We start from the raw sequence: 21133 nt of genomic DNA, 5'->3' as shown, positions 1-21133 counted from the left end.
ATGACTCTTTTCAACGATACAACCGCCAACCTGTCCCGCCGCCGCCTGCTCAAGGGCCTGGGGGCCTGCGCCGCCCTGCCCCTGCTCGGCGGTCTCTTTCCCAAGACGGCACTGGCCAGTGCCATCAGCACGGCGCTCGATCAGTTCACCACCCTGGTCCCGGCCCAGAAAGGCATCTTGACCGGGGCCCACTGGGGTGCCTTCGAAGCCATCGTCGAAGATGGCCGCATGGTCAGGGTTCAGCCGGTGGCCGATGATCCGGCCCCGAACGAGCTGATCGACATGGCCCCCTATCAGGTTCATGCCAAGAACCGCATCAAGTCCCCCATGGTCCGCAAGAGCTGGCTGGAACATGGCCCCGGCGCCAGCCCCGAGCTGCGCGGTGCCGATGAGTGGGTCAAGGTGAGCTGGGATAAGGCCATCGAACTGGTCGCGGGCGAGATCAAGCGGGTGCAGAGCGAATTCGGCCCCCAGGCCATCCACGCCGGCTCCTACGGCTGGAAGAGTGTGGGCCTGTTCCACAACAGCCGCACTCTGCTGCACCGGCTGATGAACCTCTCCGGTGGCTTCACCGGCTACGCGGGTGACTACTCCACCGGGGCGGCCCAGGTGATCATGTCCCATGTGATGGGCTCCATCGAGGTGTACGAGCAACAGACTGCCTGGCCCAATGTGGTCGAGCATGCCGAGCTGGTAGTGCTCTGGGGGGTCAATGCCCAGGTCACCCTGAAGAACAGCTGGAACATGCCGGATCACGAAGGCCAGGCTGGCTTCAAGGCACTCAAGGAGAAGGGCACCCGGGTCATCACCATCGATCCCGTCTACAACGAGACCGCCAAGCTGCTCGGCGCCGAGTGGCTGGCCCCCAATGCCTACACAGATGTCGCCATGATGCTGGGGGTGGCCCATAGCCTGTACAGCGCCAAGAAGCACGATCAGGCCTTCCTCGATCGCTACAGCAGTGGCTTCGACAAGTTCCTCGACTACCTGCTTGGCAAGACGGATGGCCAGCCCAAGAGCGCCGAGTGGGCGGCGGCTATCTGCGGGGTCGATGCCAAGCAGATCACACAGCTTGCCCTGGACATGGCATCCAAGCGCACCATGATCATGGCGGGCTGGGGCATGCAGCGTCAGCACCATGGCGAGCAGCCAAACTGGATGCTGGTCACGCTGGCCGCCATGCTGGGCCAGATTGGCTTGCCCGGTGGCGGGTATGGTTTCAGCTATCACTACTCCTCGGGGGGCAGCCCGACCGCCAAGGGCGGCATACTGTCCGGCATCTCCGCCGGAGAAGCCCCCAAGAATAGCCCCGCGCCCATCCCGGTGGCTCGCATCGCCGACTGCCTTGCCAACCCGGGCAAAACCATCGATTTCAACGGTCGCAAGGTCACCTACCCGGACGTCAAGTTGGTCTATGTGGCCGGTGGCAACCCCTTCCACCACCACCAGGACACCAACAACCTGCTGCAGGCATGGCGCAAACCCCAGACGGTGATAGTGCATGAACCTTACTGGACAGCGACCGCCAAGCACGCCGACATAGTGCTGCCGGTCACCACCAGCTATGAGCGCAACGATCTGGAAATGGGAGGCGACTACTCCCAGCGTTATGTCTTCCCCATGCACCAGTGCGTGCCGCCTCAGCACGAGTCGCGCAACGACTTCGACATCTTCCGGGCCGTTGCCGCCAAGCTGGGGCTGGAAGAGGCCTATACCGAGGGCAAGGACGAAACCCTCTGGCTCAAGCAGATGTATGACGCCATGGCCGCCCAGGCCCGGGGTGCCAAGGTGGCACTGCCACCCTTCAGCATGTTTTGGGAGTCGAACAACTATGTTCGCTTCCCCATCCCCGAGGCGAACAAGCAGTGGATCCGCCATGCCGATTTTCGCGAAAACCCGCTGCTCAACCCGCTCGGCACCCCGTCAGGCAAGATAGAGATCTTCTCCAATACCATCGACAAGATGGGCTATGCGGACTGTGCGGGTCATCCCAAGTGGTTCGAGCCCAAGGAGTGGAAGCAAGGCACGACAGCGGCTCAATACCCGCTGTCGCTCAACACCTCGCACCCGACTCAGCGTCTGCACTCCCAGCTCGACAACACACCGCTGCGCGAGAAGTTCGCGGTGGCCGATCGAGAGGCCATCATGATACATCCGGACGATGCCAAGGCCCGGGGTATCGCGGATGGCGACCTGGTCCGCGCCTTCAACGGTCGTGGTCAGATCCTGGTGGGTGCCCTGCTCTCCAAGGATGTGCGACCCGGGGTGGTACGCATCTGCGAAGGGGCCTGGTTCGATCCGGCCGAACCTGGCAAGGCTGGCGCCCTGTGCAAGAACGGCAACGTCAACTGCCTCACCTTCGATGAAGGCTCGTCGAGCCTGGCCCAGGGCAACTGTGGTCATATGGCTCAATTGCAGATAGAGAAGTTTGTCGGCACCGCGCCAGCCAATACCGCCCATGCCGTGCCAGCCAACGCCTGAGTTCTGACTTGATCTACCAACACAAACGGCGCCATCAAGGCGCCGTTTTCTATTGTGAACCGTGACACGCGGCAGCCCCTCTCAACTCGCTGACGGTGACCCGAAGTGCTGGCAGGATGACTTAGAAATCCCCTTCCACCATGTACTCTTCCGCGCACTCCACGAACGTGAGTGGCCAGAGACACTGGCCAGATGAAACTTAGAAGTCTCCTTCCACCATGTACTCTTCCGCGCATTCCACTAAACGTGAGTGGCCAGATGAAACTTAGAAGTCCCCTTCCACCATGTACTCTTCCGCGCATTCCACTAGCTGGGGCCAGAGCTCTTCCGGTACCCAGGCCTCGGGGTCATCTTCGTCACCATCATACTGGGTCCAGAAGTAGGCGCGCAGCCCGCTGGCAAAGTCATCGCTGATCTCGGCCAGCTCGGAGAGCGGCCCCAGCCAGGCGATGCGGCGCAGGCCGCTGGCCAGATCGTTGATGGCATCGATCAGACTCCGGTTATCCGGGTTCTGCTCCACCAGCAGGGTGAAGCGCTCGCGGGCGCTCTCGGTCTGATCCTCCTCCAGCTCGCCCGCATCGGCCAGCAGGTCGATAAAGTCCTCCAGCAGGAACTCGATCAGGTGGCCTCGATCTTCAAACCACTGGATCTGGGCTCCCTTCCGGCCCAGCAACGAGGCATCGAACGAATCATCAAGATGGCACAGTGCCCATGGATCGTCGGTCATGAATCTCTTCCTCAGGCATTCATAGATGCCACATGGTAAACCCGACCCGGTCCCCTCGCCACTCAGGCTGACAGGGCCCGCTTCGGGCATGGATAAAGGGGATGAACCCGTGATGTGTCAGGGGTGAGGTGACTAACCGTCGACCCGTGCCACCTTGGGCAGCGAGAGGGAAGCCGCCAGCCCCCCCAGCTCGGCACGGCCCATGATGAGGCTGCCACGATAGGCCTCAGCCAGATCGGACACTATATTGAGGCCGAGCCCGGAGCCGGGCACCTTCTCGTCCAGCCGCACTCCGCGCAGCACGGCGCGGGTTATCTGATCTTCTGTCATGCCGGGGCCGTCGTCCTCGATGCGCAGGCTGATCCAGCCCCCCAGCTCGGCGCTGGAGACTCGTAACTGCCCCGCCGACCACTTGTAGGCATTCTCCAACAAGTTGCCGACCATCTCATCGAAATCCTGCTCTTCCACTCCCACTGCCAGATTGGCAGGCACCTGCAGATCCAGGGTGCGCCCCGGATAGAGGCGAGAGAAGGCGCGGCAGATATATTCCACCCGGGCACGCACCGGGGTCGAGACTCCCAGCACCTTGGACGCCCCGGTCACCCGCGCCTTGCCGAGGTGATAGTCGATATGGCGCTGGATCTGGTCGAGCTGCTCCTGAATACCCCCTTGCTCCTCTGGCGGCAACTGGGAGAGCTGATTGCGCATGATGCTGAGCGGCGTCTTGAGGGCGTGGGCCAGGTTGCCCGTATGGGCCCTGGCACGCTGCAGCAGTTCACCATAGTGATGCAGCAAGCGGTTGATGTCCTCGACCAGGGGCTGGATCTCCAGGGGATAACGCTGCCTGAACCCCTCCTGATGGCCCTGATGCACCCGCACCAGCTCGCGGCGCAGCAAGTGCAACGGGCGCAGACCGTAAACTATCTGGAAGGCAAAGCCGAGCAGAAGCCCGGCAGCGGCAAACCCCAGACCGAGAAACAGGCCGATACGAGTCTTGTGCAGCGTCTGGGTCAGGGCCGTACTGTCCTTGGCCATCACCAGGGTGAACACCTTGTCGGAGCCCGGCAGCAGCACGTTGCGGGTCATGATCAGCAAAGGTTCCTGATTGGGGCCCTTCCCAACAAAGAGATCCGGATCGCCAAAGGCTGACTTGAGGTGGTGGCTCTTGAGGTTGACATCCCAGAGCGAGCGGGAGCGGCTGACGATCTGCTCCCCCAGCTCCAGCTGCCAGTAGTAGCCGGAATAAGGCTGCCGGTAGCGGGGATCCGCCATGGGTTCGGTGACGGCAGGCAACCCTCCCTGCTGCACCTCAATCCGTGCCAGCAGATCGTAGAGTTGCAACCTCAGGCTGTCGGCCTCGGCCTCCTGCCAATAGTTGCGCATCATGGTCTGCAGGCTAAAGCCGGTGGCCGAGAGGAAGAGCCCGCACCAGATGAGGGCGATGACCACCAATCTGCCCCGCAGGGTACGCACCAGACTCATCCCCTCTCCCGTCTGGTGAAGAAACGCGGCCGTGAAGAAAGAACCCCGCTCGGCATCATTCGTTGATCCGGTAACCGAGACCGCGCACCGTCTCAATCAAGTCGGCATGGGTCTTCTTGCGAATGCGGCCGATGAAGACCTCCACCGTATTGGAGTCGCGGTCAAAGTCCTGAGCATAGATATGATCGATGAGCTCGCTGCGCGATACCACCTTGCCCTTATGCTGCATCAGATAACCCAGCACCCGGAACTCATGGGCCGTCAGCTTGATGGGCGTGCCCTCATACCAGACCTGTGAAGCGGCCATATCCAGACGCACGCCACCGATCTCCAGGATGGAGCTGGCATTGCCCGCGGCGCGGCGCACCAAGGCATGCACCCTGGCCACCAGCTCGGCAACCTGGAAGGGCTTGGTGAGATAGTCATCGGCCCCGGCGTTGAGCCCTTCTATCTTCTCGTGCAACTGGCCGCGAGCGGTCAGCACCAGCACCGGGGTCACCACCTCTTTGCTGCGCCACTCCTTGAGAATGCTCAACCCATCACGACCCGGCAGACCGAGATCCAGAATGATGGCGTCATAGGGCTCGGTTTCCCCGAGAAAGCCCGCCTCGTTGCCATCATGGCAGAGGTCGGTGACAAAGCCGGACTGGCGCAGTTGCTCAGCCAGCTGGTTGGCCAGGGTCTTTTCATCTTCAACGATCAGAATGCGCATGAATGGGTCCAGTGAAAGAGGGCAAGATCACTCGGCGGCAGGGGCCGGCGGAAGAAAGAGATGTTCGAGATGATGGCCCTTGAGCCACACCATTTCCAGATTATCGGCGCGATAGCCGACCTTGATGACGCTATTTTCATGGTCGATCAGCTTGAGTTCGTAGAGCCAGACGCCCTGTTGCTCGGTCAAATCAACCCGCAATACCCGCCCCGGCAAGTGAGCCGCGGCAGCCATCACCTCATGGAAGGGTTTCACCCGTCCCTCGCTGACCGCCTGCTGCAACTGTGCCTCGCTCGGCTCACCATGGGCAAGCAGGGGCAGCAACAGGGCAAGCAGACCCAGGGCTCTATTCATGGGTGATTCATCTCCAGAAACCTAACATAATTGCGGTTATAGTCTGCCAGCCATGAATCCGGAATGAATATGATCCCGCGCACTGTTCTGCCCATCTGCGGCCTGCTGGCCAGCCTTTCTCCGCTCTGGGCGGGGGCTGCGCAAACACGGCTCGACATGGCCGAACTCATACGGCTGCTAGTGGCGCAAGGGTACCACGATATCCGGGAAGTCGAGCTCAATGCAGACCGTTTTGAGGTCGATACCCTGGACAAGGATCAACGCAGGGTGCATCTGGTGGTGGATGCCCATAGCGGCAAACTGCTCAGCCAGGAGCAGGATTAATCCCCCAACACCATTTTCCTGAGTCCCTCCATCAGAAAGAGGCCATCAGGCCTCTTTTGCATTCATCTTGTCTCGTCCCTCTGCCCGGCCAGTGCCTGCCTGACGGGAGCGCCAGGGTTTGAGCAATTTATCTCGCCGAGGCCAGAGCAGCGCCAGCGCCACCAGCAGATAGATGGCGGGCTCAACCCAACCGCTCTTGACCGACCACCAGTAGTGCACGGGTACCAGCAGGGCTACCCCGTAGATCCAGTTATGCAGCCTCTGCCAACTCGGCCCCATGGCGCGCAGCAACCGCGGGATCGAGGTGATGCTGAGCAGCAGCAACAGCAGCAGAGCGATGGCCCCGACCACGATGTAGTTGCGCTTGACCAGTTCCCCCCCTATCAGTCGCCAGTCGAACTGCAGGTCCAGTCCCAACCAGACCATGAAGTGCAGCAGCGCCCAGGTGAAGCACCAGAGGCCGAGGGGACGGCGCAGCCGCATCAGCTGCCCCAACCGGAAGCGTTTGGCGAGCGGTGACACCAGCAGAGTCAACAACAGCAGATGCAAGGCTCCTTTGCCCAAGTAGTGGGTCAGCCCCTGCACGGGATCGCCACCGAGCAGGCCGGCGGGTACGGCATAACCGAGCCAGAGCAGAAAGGCGAACGCGGCTGTGTGCACCAGCCAGCGCAGCCGGTTTGCCTGGGTATTGGTGATCCTCAGGGTCATAGGGAGAAACCTCCATCATGGAAAGAGTGCGGCCATTTTGCCTGCGACACTGCGGGGATCAGTACCATTTGCGCAGGTCCATGCCTTGATAGAGGGAAGCCACCTCGTCGCCATAGCCGTTGAACATCAGCGTCGGCTGGCGCTTGGCACCGAAGATGCCGCCCTCACCTATGAAGCGCTCGCTGGCCTGGCTCCAGCGCGGGTGATCGACCTGAGGATTGACGTTGGCATAGAAGCCATATTCATTCGATGCCAGCAGGTTCCAGGTGGTCGGCGGCATCTCCTCCACCAGCTTGATGGAGACGATGCTCTTGATGCTCTTGAAGCCGTATTTCCAGGGCACCACCAGGCGAATGGGCGCACCATTCTGGCCCGGCAGCGTCTTGCCATAGAGGCCGACCGCCAGGAAAGCGAGGGGGTGCATGGCTTCGTCGATGCGCAGCCCTTCCACATAGGGATAATCGATGCCGCCTCCCAACGAAGAGCCCTGCCCCGGCAGCTGCTTGGGATCATAAAGGGTCTCGAAGGCGACGAATTTGGCGCGGCTGTTGGGTGCGGCCTGCTTGATAAGAGAGGCCAAAGAGATGCCGGTCCAGGGCAATACCATGGACCAGGCCTCGACACAGCGCAGCCGATAGATACGCTCCTCGAGAGGCCCCTTGTTGATCATGTCCCAGACATCCAGGGTGAAAGGCTTATCTACCTCACCACCGACCTTGAGCGTCCAGGGTTCCGGCTTGAGGTAGTGGGCATTGCGAGCCGGATCCCCTTTGTCAGTCCCCAGCTCATAGAAGTTGTTGTGAGTGGTCGCCTTGTCATAGGGCGTCAAGACCAGACCTTCCGGGCGCGCGGCCGGCGTCACCTTGAGCGGCTTGCCTTCTGGTATCGATGGCGCTTTCTCTTTGAAGAGATCGAGCAAGCTCGCCTGGGCGGGAAAAGCCAGGCTGGCACCCAGGCCCGCTGCGCCTAGCCCCAAGCCTTTAAGAATAAGCCGTCGATCCTGATACACGGACTCGGGGGTGAGGTCACTTTCGGTCGGGTGATGGGAAGACGTGGATTTGATCAGCATGAAGGGCTCCCGCACAGAATATGGTGTTATTGATAAGACCGCGCCGGATCAGGATCCATTTCATCTTCCGTCAATAAATGGCCGCCTGGGTCAAACTGCGCGAGGCTATTGGTAGTAAGGCAGCGCCTTGCACATGGTGCCAACCAGAAACAACATGATGAAGATCAGCAGGGGAACCAGAACGTTTGACGACATGAGACTCACTCCTTCAAGGCGACGGGGCCCATAACTATGGTGCACACCCTCGAGGCCAGCCAGTGAACTTTTCGCGAGCGCAAGCGTATTCCTGCCGGGCATAATGTGATGGCGATCACAGCTCCCTCAGCACCAACTTGCCGCTTCTTTGCGCAGGCGTATCCTCGCGCCCTTTCCACCAAGATAGGGGTCGTCGCCATGTCTCCATTGATTGCCATTGCCCTTACCACGGGCATCCTCTCCGCCCTCTGGGGCTGGTTGGCCGTGGCGCTGGGTTTGATTTCCTGGGTCGGTTTTCTCGGCTGTACCAGCTACTTCGCCTCCAAGGGCGGCCTGCGGGCCCTCGGCCAGACCCTGCTCTGCAATGCCAGCGGCATGTTGTGGGGCCTGTTGCTGATCCATGGGGAGTCCTGGTGGGGAGCCGGTCTGGCCGGTTATCTGATGACGGGGGTGGTCGCCACCCTGATGTGCATGCAAGCCAAGCAGCACTGGCTCTCTTACATACCCGGCACCTTTGCCGGCTGCTGTGCCGCTTTTGGCGCCGCGGGTGACTGGCGGTTGATATTACCCTCCCTCGTCATCGGTGCCCTCTTCGGTTACCTGATGAAGGCGAGCGGCCTCTGGCTCTCCGCCCGCAGTCGCCCCATGGCAAAACCGGGCACCAAGATGAGCTCCTCAGCCTGAATCCGCCTCATCCCCCCGTCGAATCACCCTCGGCCGGCGCAAGAACCTCCCTTGCCAGCGGCGTGCCATCACCCGGCTGACCCGCGCCACTGCGGGTCAACGTCACCTCCCCCCTAGCTCTTGGGCTTGAAATTCGCCGCCTCGATGGCGTGACGACTGAGCAGTTTGTAAAAGTCGGTGCGATTGCGGCCCGCCATGTTGGCGGCCAGGGTGACGTTTCCCTCTGTGGTGCGCAGCAGGCGGATCAGATACTCCTTCTCGAACTCGGCGCGCGCCTCGTTGAAGGAGGGGATGCCGCCACTGCTGCCGCTCAAGGCAGACTCCACCATGACAACACCTATCACCGGGCTGCTGCACAGGCTCGCCAGCTGCTCCACCAGGCTGGATAGCTGGCGCACGTTGCCAGGCCAGGCTGCACTGGCCAGCATGGCCAGCGCCTCGGGGGAGAAGCCCATCGCCAAACAGTCGGGGTGGCGGGCCTTGTAACCATCCAGGGCCTGACGGGCCAGCAGGGGAATGTCTTCACTGCGGGCGCACAGGGGAGGCAGGGTGATATTTGCCACGTTGAGGCGATAGAAGAGATCCTCTCGAAAGCGCCCCTCATCCATGGCCGCCACCAGGTCCTGATGGCTGGCACTCAATACCCGCACCTCGGCAGTCCCCTGGCCGTACTCCTGCAAGACTTGCAGCAGCTTGGCCTGCAGCGAGGCTGACAGGTTGCCTATCTCGTCGAGAAACAGGGTCGCGCCCTTGGCCTGGGCGAATATGCCACTGCGGCCATCCTCCCCGAACAGCTCCTGATCCAGCGCCTCCCAGGAGAGGGCCGCGCAATTAATGGCATAGAGCGGCTGCTCGCGCCTGGCGCTGGCCTGATGCAGGGTGTGCGCCATCAACCCCTTGCCGGAACCTGAGGGACCCAGGATCAGCACGGGCACCTCCATGGTGGCGATGGTGCTGGCCTGGATCAGGATCTGCTCCATCTGCGGATTGCGGGTCAGGATCTGGGACTGCCACTCCCGCTTCTGCTTGGGCCTCGTCAGGCTGAGTGCATGCTCGATCGTGCTCAGCAGCTCATCCTTGTCGATGGGCTTGGTGAGGAAACTGAACACCCCGGAGCGGGTCGCCTGAATGGCATCGGGAATGGTGCCATGGGCCGTCATGATGATAACGGGCATGCCGAGCCACTGGGTCTGGATCTTCTCGAACAGCGCCAGACCATCCATTCCCCCCATGCGCAGATCGCTCAGCACCAGATCGGCCCGTTGCTGACGCAGCCGATCGAGGGCCGCCTCGGCACTATCGGCGGTATCCACCTCATAGCCCTGGCTGCGCAGCCGCATACTCATCAACTTGAGCAGGCTGCTATCGTCATCAACCAGCAGGATGCGGCTCATGGCCGGGTCCCGTCCGTCTCTTGATACTTGCGTTTGTTGAGCTGTTCATCGATAGCGGACAACTGCTCTATCTGGCGCTTGAGTCGCTGCACTTCCTGACTCTGGTTATCGCGCCGACCGTCCCGCTCCAGCAACTGTTCCCCCAGGGCTATCCAGCTACGCAGGAAGGCCTGGGCATCCAGGCCAAGCTCCGGTTGTAGCCCCTTGAGGGCATCGAGCCCGGCGCGACGGCTCGCCACCGATTCTGCCGGGTGGCTGTTAACCATGGCCAGGCTGACACGGCTCTCCAGATCGGGTTGGCCCTTCAGGCGATCGCGCTCTTGTTCGCGCTGCTGGGGCTGACTGGCCAACAGCCAGTCAGAATACTGCAGGCGCACCTGCATCTCTTTGTTGGCAAATTCCATCCGCTGCGCCAGCTCGGTGTCAGTGACCGAGGAGGGCTCCAGATGCGGCAACAGACCGCAGCCTGTCAGTATGGTCGCCAGGAAGGCGGGAAACATCAGTGGTTTGATCATAGGTATCACTTCAACGTCAACCGGAAACAGACGGGGGCCTGGGCATCGTCCACCAGGCTCAGCTCGCCGCCGAGGCTGATGGCAGACTCGCGGGCGATGGATAGCCCCATGCCAGACCCTTTCAATAGTCCCTGCCGAGCGATACTGCCCTGCTCGAAGGGTTCGAAAATACGTTCACGCTCATCCTGAGGAATAGGGTGGCCCTCATTGGCCACCTCCAGCCAGCTCTCTTGCCCGGCCTGACCGGAGCGGATCCAGATCTGCCCCCCCTGGGCGCCATAGCTGACCGCGTTGGAGAAGAGGTTGTCGACGATCAGCCGCAGCCGGTAAGGGTCGGCTTGCAGGACAAGATCCGTCTCTGGCAGATGAACCTTGACCTCTTTGGACTCGATGGCGAGTCGGTACTCGGCACACAGCTCCGTGAGCAGCGGCGTGAGCGCCACCGGCACCCGTTCGAACTCCTCTTGCTGACTCAAGCGGTTGAAGTCGAGCAGCCGTTCAATCAGGGTCTGCAGGCGGCGGCTGTTCTGCTCCAGCATCTGGCAGATCTCCTGCTGATCCGGATTGAGCGGTCCCACCAGCTGCTCCGAGAGCAGATCCGCCCCCTCCCGCAATACCGCCAGTGGCGTCTTGAGTTCGTGGGAAACATGGCGCAGGAACTGATACTTCTGCTGCTCAAGCTCCTTCAATTTGTCGTGCAGCCAGAGGATGCGCTCCCCCAGGACAACTAGCTCGGCCGGGCCGTCCACCGGCTGCTTATCCGGCTCTATGCCGGCGCCAAGACTGAGAATACGCGACTCTATCTGACGGACAGGGTGAATGATCAGATAAGTGAACAGCAGGATCAACAAAAGACTCAATAAGGCGACCAGGCCGCTGACCCACCAGATCTCCTTCATCAACTCATCGATGGCGAGCCGCACCCTGAGCAGATGTTCATCAACCTGGCTGCGGGTCGTCACCTCCAGCTCAGTGCTGACCTGGTCGAGCTCCTCGAAGCGGATACTGGTCGACTCCACCTTGGCCCGGGTCAGATCCTGCAGGCTGTCGAGCCAGCCGAGCAGCTCCCCCAGCTGGCCATAGACGGGAGCATTGGGGATGGAGATCTGGTGTTCGGCAAGCAGTTCACGATAGTGGGTCAGTTGTTGCTGATAGCTGGCAAGAATGCGGTTGTCCCCCAGCACAGCATAGCGACGCAGGGTACGCTCCAGATCGACCGCCAGATTGGTGAGCAAGGTGGCGCGCCGGGTATCGCGGACAGCCCGCTCCATCTCAACACTGGTGAGCTGACTCAGGTGTTCGAGGGCGCGGCTGTCATGCCAGATCATGCCGCCAAGTGGCATCAGCACCAGCACGAAGCCCATCAGGACGACTTGTAACAGTGAGCGCGGCCTTACCCGTGTCATCTTGTTCTCTCAGCTCATTATTGGGTTGGCAAGCATATCCGCAGTCGTGCAAAAAACAAAACCGGCCCAATGGCCGGTTTGATCGTCTCTAACCCGATCAGACGAAGAGCACGGCGATGGTACTGATGACAAATACCATGGCCAAGGCACCGCTCGCCGTCAGCAAAGCCCACTTCATTTCTATACTCATAACCCCTCCTTAGTTGCTCAATCAGAGCCCGATCACAACATACCTGGCCGATGTTAATGCATAGTTAAGGGGATTAACGTGAGCCAAGTAACCATTTCAGATGAGCCCTAACGCAAGGAATCGCGGCATGTTCTATCTGTGTAGCATAGGATCCAATCTCGAGCCTGATCACCATGTCGGTCAAGCACTCGGTGAACTACTGAAGCGCTTCCGGCGTGTGCAGCTCAGTTCGGTGATCCAGACCAAACCCGTCGGCATGCACTCATGCCATGACTTCCTCAACTGCCTGTTCGTGATCGAGAGCGAGGCCAGCCCTCAGCATCTGAAGGCGGAATTCGTGGCCATGGAGCAGGCCCACGGACGGGATCGCTCCGATCCCCTCTGCAAGGTGCATGACAGGCCCCTCGATATCGACATACTGGCGATGCGTGAGGATGACGACTTCCACGCAGCAGAAGTCGACGCCTATCTCAAGGACCTGCTGGCGGAACTCTATGGCGAGCAGGCCCTGAATGTGAAGAAAGTGGCCCTCACCCCTTGGGGTCTGCACCTGGGCCAGAGTCCCGTCACCCTCAGTCAGGAATCAGAGGCTGGCCAGGGAGCGGCCACCATCCACCTTGATGCTCGCCCCCGTCATATAGGTGTTGCTCAGCAGTAGTTGCACCGCCTGCCAGATAGGCTCCAGCCCCCCCTCCCGTGCCAGGGGTGTTTTGGCCAGCACCTGCTGACGCCAGGCGTCGCCATGCTCATCGAGAAACAGGATGGGGCCCGGTTCTATGGTATTGACCCGCACCCGTGGCGCCAACTCTCTGGCCAGGCTCATGGCCAGGGAGTGAGCCCCCGCCTTGGTCGCGACATAGCCGGCAAACTGCGGGGGAGGCGCATGAATATAGATGTCGGTGATCTGGATGATGCTGGCGTTATCGTTGCTGGCCAAGCGGGGGGCCAGCGCCTGATTGAGCGCGAAAGGTGCCGCCATGTGCACCTGATAGAAGCGATCGAGCTGGGCCAACCGACCGGCCGCATCTTCGGCCAGGGGCTCGAACGCCGAGGCGTTGTGAATGATGAGCCCCAGATCCGGGCAATGCGCCAGAGCGGCAGCCAGGGCAGCGACCTCCCTCGTCCGGGTGAAATCAGCCTGGATGAGTTCAACCCCGAGGGCGCGCAATCTTTCCAGCTCGGGTCGCGCCGATCTGTACTGTCCCGTCACCTGCCAACCGGCGGCCACCAACTGCTCACACAGATAGAAGCCGAGTCGTCGGCCCACTCCCGTCACCAAGGCACGCATAGTCTCTCCCTCCCATACACAGGCCAGACGGGTGTCAAACTTGTCATGAAATTGCCCCGCCGATCGCATCTTGCATCCATCACCAATGGTATTGTCTATCAATCCTTGCGGCACCACCCATTGGCATCATCATGGCGACACCCTCATAGTGAAGCCAACCAGAACCGTGGAGCAATCAATATGTTACAAGTACGCGATCACCTGAGCCGTCTGAGCCATTCCCTTACACCACAGCAGGGGCTGGCCGCTGCCCTGGACAGTCTGCACGCCTCGGGACTGAGCGGCCTGCCGGTGCTGGACGACAAACAGCAACTGGTTGGCTTCTTGTCCGAGCAGGACTGCATCCCCAGCCTGCTGACGGGGACCTACCATTGCGATACCCGCACCCAGGTACAGGACATGATGAGCAAGACGCCGCTGTCCATCGGGCCGGATGAGAGCATACTGGATCTCGCTCGCCAGATGACCGGGGCCAAGCCGCGTATTTATCCCGTGGTTGAACAGGGCAAGGTGATTGGCATCATCAGTCGCCGCCAGGTGATGCAGGCTCTCAACCAGCAGCTCAAGGGTTGCCAGCAGACCTAGTCAGAGGAGTCCCTGATTTCAGGATTGGCCAGGGACGGTCGATCTTCTGTTAGACAGCCGCGGTCGATGCACCGCCATGGATGGCTTTTGGAGAAGCAGATTGCGGACCTTGTCTCTGTTATGCCTATTACTGTCGTTCGCCCTGCCCGCCAAGACCCTGGTCATTGGTGGCATGCTGGAGCCGCCGCTCAAATACCTGGATGCACAACAGACACCGGCGGGGATGGATGTCGAGTTGTTGACCGAGATCTTCACCGCCCTCAAGGTGCCTATTCGCATCGAACTGACCGATTCGGGCGCCCGGCTCACCCGCAACGCCAAGATGGGTGAGTATGATCTCTTGATGAGCCTCTCCTACAAAGCGGAGCGAGATAGCTATCTGCTCTACCCCACGCAAGCCCATATCCGCCACAGCTGGCACTTCTTCGTGCGCAAGCAGGACAAGGATCGCATCCGCTATCGGGTCCTGAGCGATCTCAAGCCCTGGCGCATCGGTATCACCAAGGATTATGCCTACACCCCTGAACTCAGTGCGGCCGTACATGATCCGGCGTACCACTTTCAGGAGATCCCCCTCAACCAGCTGCAGTTGCGCAAGCTGGTCGCCGGCCGGATCGATCTGGTGCCCATGTCCCTGGTCAGCGCCTTTGGTCAGATCCGGGAGGAGCACCTGGAAGAGAGCGTCGATTATTTGCCCCAACCACTCAACGCCAGCCCCTACTATCACGTCTGGTGCAAGGCGCGGGCCGATGACCAGACCCAGGCCCTGATGGCGGCCTATGATGCCCAACTACTGCAGATGAAACAGGATGGCCGGCTCCAGGCACTGTTCGCCAAGTACGGCATTCCCTATCTCGAGCCCTGAACACTCACCACCCGCTATCGGCCGGCGGCCTTGTTCCATCGCTCAGGGCTTCACGTCTCCCAATATCGGGTTCTGCAGCGAGATCAGGGTTTCCATGGGAAATGGATCTCATCCCATGCACCGGAGCGGGCAATCATCAGGGCTTCACATCTCGCAGGATCGGGTTCTGCAACGAGATCAGGGTTTCCGTCGACTGGATCTCGTCTATGGTCTGGATCTTGTGGATCAGCACCGTCTGCAACTCGTCGATGGAGCGGGTCATCACCTTGATGAAGATGCTGTAGTTGCCCGTGGTGTAATAGGCCTCGACCACCTCGTCCAGGGCCTGCAATCTGGCCAGGGCCGAGGGATAGTCCTTGGCACTCTTGAGATTGATGCCGATAAAGCAGCAGACGTCATAGCCGAGCCGCTTGGCGTTGACCTGCACCCGGGTCCCTTCGATGATCCCCGCCTGTTTCATCTTCTCCACCCGCACATGAATGGTGCCGGGGCTGACGGCGAGTTGCTTGGCCAACTCGGCGTAAGGAATGCGGGCATTGTCCATCAGAGCGCTGAGGATGGCCTGATCGAGATTATCGATCCGATAATTTTCTGGCACTTTTTTGCTCTCTCATTGTCGATACCTCATTAAACTAGCACTTATTTTGATGATAAAAATAGATAAATGGTATTTTCATTATCGAATATTGAATTAAGTGTCACTTCTGTTGAAGAATCGCCACACATCACGGCAGTCAGAGACAGGAAACCACAATGAAACAGCACTACATTCGCAGCCAGCAGCAGATTAGCTTCGTCAAAGAGATGTTCTCCCGCCAACTCGCCCAGCAGCTGGGCCTGATGGAGGTGCAAGCCCCCATCCTGAGCCGGGTCGGCGATGGCACTCAGGACAACCTCTCCGGCTGTGAGAATGCGGTGCAGGTCAAGGTGAAGACCCTGCCTGAACACAGCTACGAGGTGGTGCACTCCCTGGCCAAGTGGAAGCGCCAGACCCTGGGCCGCTTCGGCTTCGCCCCGGGTGAAGGCATCTACACCCACATGAAGGCCCTGCGCCCGGACGAAGACCGCCTGACGCCCATCCACTCCGTCTACGTGGATCAGTGGGACTGGGAGAAGGTGATGCCGAGCGAGCGTCGGGATCTCGCCTACCTGCAAGACACGGTGCGCGGCATCTGGACCGCCATCAAGGCCACCGAGCGGGCGGTCTGCGCCGAACATGAACTGACCCCCTTCCTGCCGGGCGAAATCCAGTTCCTGCACAGCGAAGCGCTGCTGGCCCGCTATCCGGATCTGGATGCCAAGGGGCGCGAGCGCGCCATCGCCAAGGAGCTGGGGGCCGTCTTCCTGATGGGTATTGGCGGCGCCCTCTCCCACGGCGAGCGCCACGATGTACGTGCCCCGGACTATGACGACTGGAGCAGCGAGAGCGAACTGGGCCTGGCCGGTCTGAACGGTGACATCCTGGTGTGGAACCCGGTGCTGGAAGACAGCTTCGAGATCTCCTCCATGGGGATCCGGGTTGACGCCGAGGCCCTGCGCCGCCAGCTCGCCATCACGGGGGATGAAGATCGCCTGGGTTATGAGTGGCATCAGGATCTGTTGGCAGAACGCATGCCGCAAACCATAGGTGGCGGTATTGGCCAATCCCGTCTGGCCATGTTGCTCCTGCAGAAAGAGCACATAGGACAGGTACAAGTCGGTGTCTGGCCGGCCGAGATGAAGGCCGGCATCCCCGGCATGCTGTAAGCAGGTGCATGTATTGCGGCTGGCCAGCTTGTTGCCACCAAGCAGCAGGCGAGTCAGAGGCAAAGAGAGTGGCAGTCCGATATGAGAGAGCGCATGTCGGACATGCTGTAAGGCGCTGGTAAACCACGCCGAACCGGGGTCAGCCCCTGCGACCCGCTCAACCCACCTCAGGTCGCATCACTACATTCCTCCTATTATTTTCACTGCCATGCAGTCCCGCCCGGCCCTGATGGCCGGGTTTTTCTTATCTCCGGGCAGTGCTCGAGGAGACTGGCAGTGCGGCTTCAGCTGCCTCTGGCAGCCCTCCTCACCCGCAACCATGGTTGTCGGCCAGCAACCGGTTGTTGGACGGCATCACCTGGCTTGCCAGAAAAACGCTTACCATCACGCCCTCGCCACCCCGGCGGCAATTCGACCCCCTTTGATTTCAAACAGGGTATCTTTTTTGTCATCCCTGCCTAAAATGACTAGCTTCTCTATCATCGGCTCGAAGAAGGCACCCCTCATGATTGACAGATCCCTCCCCCTGACCGACCTCCATCGTCACCTGGACGGCAACATCCGGGCCCAGACCATCCTCGAGCTCGGCCGTCAGCACAACATCGCCCTGCCCGCCTTTGAGCTGGAGGCACTGCGCCCCCATGTGCAGATAGTCGAGAACGAGCCCAGCCTGGTCGCCTTTCTGAAGAAGCTTGATTGGGGGGTGGCCGTGCTGGCAGATTATGACGCCTGTCGCCGGGTCGCTTACGAAAATGCCGAAGACCTGCTGCGCGCCGGTATCGACTACGCCGAGCTGCGCTTCAGTCCCGCTTACATGGCCATGGCCCACAAGCTGGATCCCCAAGGGGTGGTTGAGGCGGTGATAGACGGCGTCCAGGCGGGCTGCCGCGACTTTGGCGTCAAGGCCAAGCTCATCGGTATCATGAGCCGCACCTTTGGCACCGAGCAGTGCCGCCGCGAACTGGAAGCCTGCCTGGCGCACAGCAACCAGCTGGTCGCCATCGATCTGGCCGGTGATGAGCTCGGCTTCCCTGGCGAGCTCTTTACCGACCATTTTCGCCGGGTGCGTGATGCCGGTTTGCAGGTCACCGTCCATGCCGGCGAGGCGGCGGGCCCCGAGAGCATGTGGCAGGCGATCCGCGACCTCGGTGCGACTCGTATCGGCCACGGGGTCAAGGCGGTGCAGGATCCCCGCTTGATGGACTATCTGGCCGAGCACGGCATCGGCATCGAGTCCTGCCTCACCTCCAACCTGCAGACCAGTACGGTCGAGAGCCTGCAGAGCCACCCCATTCGTCAGTTCCTGGACCATGGTGTGCTCGCCTGCCTCAATACCGACGATCCTGCGGTGGAAGGCATAGAGCTGCGTCATGAATACGAGGTAGCGGCCCCGGCGGCCGGTCTCACCGCCAGCCAGATACGCACCGCCCAGGAAAATGGCCTCAAGCTCGCCTTCCTTAGCAAGCAGGAAAAAGCCGCACTGGCCGCCAGTGCCGTCGCTCGCTGACGCCTCATCAAGCCGAGGCTCGATTCAGCAGCAATAAAAAACCGCCTGTATGGCGGTTTTTTATTGCTTGGCCAGCCGCTCGCAGCCGGGTCAGATCACCCGGGAGAACTGCTGAGCCCGCGCCGCATTGCGCAGATAGACATCGAAGCACATGCAGATGTTGCGAATGAGCAGTTGACCCGTGCCGATCACCTCCAGGCCGGTGTCGGTCAATCGCACCAGACCATCATCGACGAAGGTCTGCAGCAGCTTGAGATCTTCCGCAAAGTACGTGTTGAAGACCAGGTCATGGGCCTGCTCGACGGCGGCAAACTCCAGAGAGAAATCGCAGATGAGCCGCTTGATCACCTCCCGGCGGATAAGGTCATCGGGCTTGAGCGCGCAGCCTTTCCACTGGGCATGCCCTCGCGCTTCAACCTGGGCGTAATAGGCCTTGAGATCCTTCTGATTCTGGGAGTAGGCACCCCCCATCATGCTGATCGAGGAGACCCCCAGCCCCAGCAGGTCGCAATCCCCCTGGGTGGTGTAGCCCTGGAAGTTGCGATGCAGCCTGCCCGCTCGCTGGGCCACCGCCAACTCGTCATCAGGTTTGGCGAAGTGATCCATGCCGATGAACTGATAACCCTGACCGGTCAGGAAGGAGATGGTGTCTTGCAACATGGCCAGCTTCTCCCGAGGCGCCGGCATGTCCGCCTCTTTCAGCTTGTGCTGGGCGGCAAACCGGCTCGGCAGGTGGGCATAGTTGAAGATGGAGAGCCGGGCCGGATCCGTTTTCAGCACCTCCTCCAGGGTGTGGTGGAAGCTGGCGCGATCCTGATGGGGCAGACCATAGATGAGATCGAGGTTGGTTGAGCGGAAACCCAGTTCACGGGCCCGCTCCAGCATGGCGCGGATGAAGTCGTTGTCCTGCTCGCGGTTGACCGCCCGCTGCACCTGCTTGTTGAAGTCCTGTACCCCCAGGCTGATGCGGTTAAAGCCCAGCTCCCGCAGTACATCCAGCATATGCAGCTCAATCTCGCGCGGATCCACTTCGATGCTGATTTCGCCAGCGTCTGCGAAGTGAAAATGGGTGCGCAGCATGGCCATCAGACGTCGGCTCTGGGCCTCGTCCAGATAGGTGGGTGTGCCGCCGCCCCAATGGAGCTGGGTCACGGTACGGCCGGCAAACAGCGGAGCCTGGGCGGCAATTTCCCGCTCCAGATAATCGAGATACTGATCGGCCTTGTGCTGATGACGAGTGATCACCTTGTTGCAGCCGCAGTAGTAGCAGAGCTTGTGGCAGAAGGGGATGTGCACGTAGAGGGAGAGGTTGCGATCGGGATACTGGCCTGCGGCGTGCACGAAGTCCGGATAACCGAACGTTTCGTTGAACTCCAGGGCGGTGGGATAGGAGGTATAACGGGGGCCGCTGTGATTGTATTTCTCGATCAGCGCCTGATCCCACACTAGGGGTTCGACTCGCACACTTGTTTCCTCATGGGTTGGCCGGGATCAGTGACCCAGCTGGAAATCCTTCAACAGGGCGACATCCTTGAGGATCTGCGCCTCCAATTCAACCTCGTAGCCGCTGCGCTCCAGATCCATCTTCATGATCTCGTTGCGCTTGAACGCCTTGCGGGCCTCATGGGTCGGCATATCCTTCACCTTCTCGTACAGATCGTACAAACCGGGGAACTCCTCGGCGAAGGCTCGTCCCTCTTTGATCTGCAGGGCATTGAGCAGGTTGGTCAGTCGTATGGCCCCTTCCGAATAGTCACACTGGCCATCACGCACCGCATGGGCGATGAGCCGCACGCTGTCGAGGATGCGCTCGTTGCGCTCGCGAATGGCCCTTGCCTGTAGCTCGCCCTGACGACGCACCCGGGCCAGCAGCATGCCCGCATAGATGGCCAAACCCAGTAAAATAAGGCTACCCGCCAGGGTAGCCAGTATCAGCGCCGTGCTCACTTCTTCTTGGGCTCAACGGGTTGTGGCTGATAGTCGGCCTTGTTGAAGCGATCCCACAGATCTTCTTCGGTCGCCGGGGCCTGGGCCTCTTCGAAGTCATCCATGATCGCCGGCTCCTCCTCATCCTCGTCATCTATGATGCCGAGTTCGTCCATCAGTTCCTGATAACGATCGACCCGCTGATCGACCCAAGCCTGATCGGCGGCGCTCAGGGTCTCACCCTCATCCAGACGATCGAGGAAGTCGTTGAGGCGATCGTCGTTCTCGATGGCGGCCAGCTCCTGCTCGGGAGTCAGCTTGAGGATCTTCTCTCTGGGGGCTTTGGCTGGCTTCGGCTTGCTCTGTTTGTCATCCACAATCAAGACGACCGGCTTGCGGGAGCCCAGACGGGGATCCTGCGCCTGTTTGTTGCCACTGTTTTTGGGCTCGGCAACCTGCTGGCGAGTCCCTGCCTTCAAGCCTTTGCGCTTGGCAGCACGTTTACGCTCGCGGCCTTCCAGGGCGCTGGTATCTGATTCTTTGCGCTTACCGGTGGGTTTGCGAGTGGGTTGTTTGGCAGACATGAATGACTCCGGGACATTGCTGAATATATAAAACCCGTCACAAGACACTTGGGGCGTCTGGCGGGATAGGATGCTGACAGTGAATAATGAGGACGAGCACAGGATCCAGCATCATTTGTGCCTCGCAAGGCAGCTGAACACCGCAGGATCGGTATCCTCTGGGCATGTTGCTGGTATTTTGACACAAAATGTCGGCCCGGGTTAATCATCCAATAGAAAAAAGGCAGCCGAAGCTGCCCCGATATGCTTGTGCGAGTCCTATTCCTGTCGATGTCGCCCTTCCCTGACGCCTCGCTTCATATCTTTTTATGGTCATCCTGACCTTATTGATCGTTCATGAATATGCGTGTGCTTGCTTGACTCGACGCTCTACTCGCCTGTAACGCGTCAA

Annotated in this window: 23 protein-coding genes; 8 read left to right on the top strand and 15 right to left on the bottom strand. The window is 60.4% G+C overall.

Annotated features, from left to right (window positions below):
• Complete coding sequence (gene torA / locus M2367_RS15425; RefSeq protein WP_224431761.1) at positions 1-2481, top strand: trimethylamine-N-oxide reductase TorA; 2481 nt, start codon at positions 1-3, stop codon at positions 2479-2481.
• 265 nt (positions 2482-2746) lie between these two features.
• Here torA and M2367_RS15420 read toward each other — a convergent pair whose 3' ends face one another.
• From M2367_RS15420 to M2367_RS15405, 4 genes are all read right to left on the bottom strand, one after another.
• The gene (locus M2367_RS15420; RefSeq protein ID WP_042039939.1) at positions 2747-3208 is read right to left on the bottom strand and encodes a hypothetical protein; all 462 of its coding nucleotides are present in this window, start codon (positions 3206-3208) and stop codon (positions 2747-2749) included.
• Positions 3209-3340: 132 nt separating this feature from the next.
• Complete coding sequence (locus M2367_RS15415) at positions 3341-4690, bottom strand: sensor histidine kinase (protein ID WP_259237188.1); 1350 nt, start codon at positions 4688-4690, stop codon at positions 3341-3343.
• Between the two features lie 55 nt (positions 4691-4745).
• Positions 4746-5402 (bottom strand): response regulator transcription factor, encoded by a 657-nt coding sequence (locus M2367_RS15410; protein ID WP_005897690.1) that lies wholly within the window; start codon positions 5400-5402, stop codon positions 4746-4748.
• Between the two features lie 27 nt (positions 5403-5429).
• Complete coding sequence (locus M2367_RS15405; protein WP_224431760.1) at positions 5430-5756, bottom strand: PepSY domain-containing protein; 327 nt, start codon at positions 5754-5756, stop codon at positions 5430-5432.
• Positions 5757-5819: 63 nt separating this feature from the next.
• Between M2367_RS15405 and M2367_RS15400 the strand changes: the two genes are divergently transcribed.
• The gene (locus tag M2367_RS15400) at positions 5820-6080 is read left to right on the top strand and encodes a PepSY domain-containing protein (RefSeq protein ID WP_042039936.1); all 261 of its coding nucleotides are present in this window, start codon (positions 5820-5822) and stop codon (positions 6078-6080) included.
• A 45-nt stretch (positions 6081-6125) separates the two neighbouring features.
• Here the strand turns inward: M2367_RS15400 and msrQ are convergent, their stop codons facing one another.
• Positions 6126-6788, bottom strand: coding sequence for a protein-methionine-sulfoxide reductase heme-binding subunit MsrQ (gene msrQ / locus M2367_RS15395; RefSeq protein ID WP_224431758.1), 663 nt, complete (start codon positions 6786-6788; stop codon positions 6126-6128).
• A gap of 58 nt (positions 6789-6846) precedes the next feature.
• A complete protein-coding gene (gene msrP / locus M2367_RS15390; RefSeq protein WP_259237187.1) occupies positions 6847-7857 on the bottom strand; it encodes a protein-methionine-sulfoxide reductase catalytic subunit MsrP in 1011 nt (336 codons plus the stop codon).
• Positions 7858-8250: 393 nt separating this feature from the next.
• Between msrP and M2367_RS15385 the strand changes: the two genes are divergently transcribed.
• On the top strand, positions 8251-8736 hold the full coding sequence (locus tag M2367_RS15385; RefSeq protein WP_259237186.1) for a DUF1097 domain-containing protein: 486 nt from the start codon (positions 8251-8253) through the stop codon (positions 8734-8736).
• A gap of 113 nt (positions 8737-8849) precedes the next feature.
• Here M2367_RS15385 and M2367_RS15380 read toward each other — a convergent pair whose 3' ends face one another.
• From M2367_RS15380 to M2367_RS15365, 4 genes are all read right to left on the bottom strand, one after another.
• A complete protein-coding gene (locus M2367_RS15380; RefSeq protein ID WP_042039932.1) occupies positions 8850-10130 on the bottom strand; it encodes a sigma 54-interacting transcriptional regulator in 1281 nt (426 codons plus the stop codon).
• The gene (locus M2367_RS15375) at positions 10127-10645 is read right to left on the bottom strand and encodes a hypothetical protein (protein WP_198135211.1); all 519 of its coding nucleotides are present in this window, start codon (positions 10643-10645) and stop codon (positions 10127-10129) included. The genes M2367_RS15380 and M2367_RS15375 overlap by 4 nt, the downstream gene beginning before the upstream one ends.
• A gap of 5 nt (positions 10646-10650) precedes the next feature.
• Entirely contained in the window at positions 10651-12051 is a 1401-nt protein-coding gene (locus M2367_RS15370) for a HAMP domain-containing sensor histidine kinase (RefSeq protein ID WP_259237185.1), read from the bottom strand.
• A 97-nt stretch (positions 12052-12148) separates the two neighbouring features.
• A complete protein-coding gene (locus M2367_RS15365; RefSeq protein WP_157013853.1) occupies positions 12149-12241 on the bottom strand; it encodes a YnhF family membrane protein in 93 nt (30 codons plus the stop codon).
• A gap of 127 nt (positions 12242-12368) precedes the next feature.
• Between M2367_RS15365 and M2367_RS15360 the strand changes: the two genes are divergently transcribed.
• Entirely contained in the window at positions 12369-12899 is a 531-nt protein-coding gene (locus M2367_RS15360) for a 2-amino-4-hydroxy-6-hydroxymethyldihydropteridine diphosphokinase (RefSeq protein ID WP_042039930.1), read from the top strand.
• Here M2367_RS15360 and M2367_RS15355 read toward each other — a convergent pair.
• Positions 12825-13529 carry an SDR family oxidoreductase gene (locus M2367_RS15355; protein WP_259237184.1) on the bottom strand — a complete coding sequence of 235 codons (705 nt, stop codon included), beginning with the start codon at positions 13527-13529 and terminating at the stop codon, positions 12825-12827. The two genes, M2367_RS15360 and M2367_RS15355, sit on opposite strands and share 75 nt — an antisense overlap.
• Before the next feature lie 180 nt (positions 13530-13709).
• Between M2367_RS15355 and M2367_RS15350 the strand changes: the two genes are divergently transcribed.
• Together M2367_RS15350 and M2367_RS15345 are read left to right on the top strand one after the other, a co-directional pair.
• Positions 13710-14114, top strand: a complete 405-nt coding sequence (locus M2367_RS15350) for a CBS domain-containing protein (protein ID WP_042039929.1) — start codon at positions 13710-13712, stop codon at positions 14112-14114.
• A gap of 100 nt (positions 14115-14214) precedes the next feature.
• Complete coding sequence (locus M2367_RS15345) at positions 14215-14979, top strand: ABC transporter substrate-binding protein (RefSeq protein ID WP_224431752.1); 765 nt, start codon at positions 14215-14217, stop codon at positions 14977-14979.
• Positions 14980-15115: 136 nt separating this feature from the next.
• Here M2367_RS15345 and asnC read toward each other — a convergent pair whose 3' ends face one another.
• A complete protein-coding gene (gene asnC, locus M2367_RS15340) occupies positions 15116-15577 on the bottom strand; it encodes a transcriptional regulator AsnC (protein WP_042039927.1) in 462 nt (153 codons plus the stop codon).
• A 155-nt stretch (positions 15578-15732) separates the two neighbouring features.
• On the opposite strand from asnC, the gene asnA reads away from it, so the two are divergent.
• A complete protein-coding gene (gene asnA / locus M2367_RS15335; RefSeq protein WP_259237183.1) occupies positions 15733-16725 on the top strand; it encodes an aspartate--ammonia ligase in 993 nt (330 codons plus the stop codon).
• A 505-nt stretch (positions 16726-17230) separates the two neighbouring features.
• The gene (gene add, locus M2367_RS15330) at positions 17231-18232 is read left to right on the top strand and encodes an adenosine deaminase (protein ID WP_259237182.1); all 1002 of its coding nucleotides are present in this window, start codon (positions 17231-17233) and stop codon (positions 18230-18232) included.
• 90 nt (positions 18233-18322) lie between these two features.
• Here add and hemN read toward each other — a convergent pair whose 3' ends face one another.
• Genes hemN through yihI form a run of 3 tightly spaced genes read right to left on the bottom strand, consistent with a single transcriptional unit; the run spans position 18323 to position 20742 of the window.
• Entirely contained in the window at positions 18323-19696 is a 1374-nt protein-coding gene (hemN, locus tag M2367_RS15325) for an oxygen-independent coproporphyrinogen III oxidase (RefSeq protein WP_259237181.1), read from the bottom strand.
• A gap of 27 nt (positions 19697-19723) precedes the next feature.
• Positions 19724-20164 (bottom strand): DUF2489 domain-containing protein, encoded by a 441-nt coding sequence (locus tag M2367_RS15320; protein WP_259237198.1) that lies wholly within the window; start codon positions 20162-20164, stop codon positions 19724-19726.
• 11 nt (positions 20165-20175) lie between these two features.
• The gene (yihI, locus tag M2367_RS15315) at positions 20176-20742 is read right to left on the bottom strand and encodes a Der GTPase-activating protein YihI (protein WP_042039923.1); all 567 of its coding nucleotides are present in this window, start codon (positions 20740-20742) and stop codon (positions 20176-20178) included.
• Positions 20743-21133: the final 391 nt, after the last annotated feature.

The organism is Aeromonas sp. BIGb0445, assembly GCF_024809075.1.
GTDB lineage: Bacteria > Pseudomonadota > Gammaproteobacteria > Enterobacterales > Aeromonadaceae > Aeromonas > Aeromonas rivuli.
Note: the sequence above shows the minus strand (reverse complement) of the source record. Positions and strands in the feature narration are given on the sequence as shown.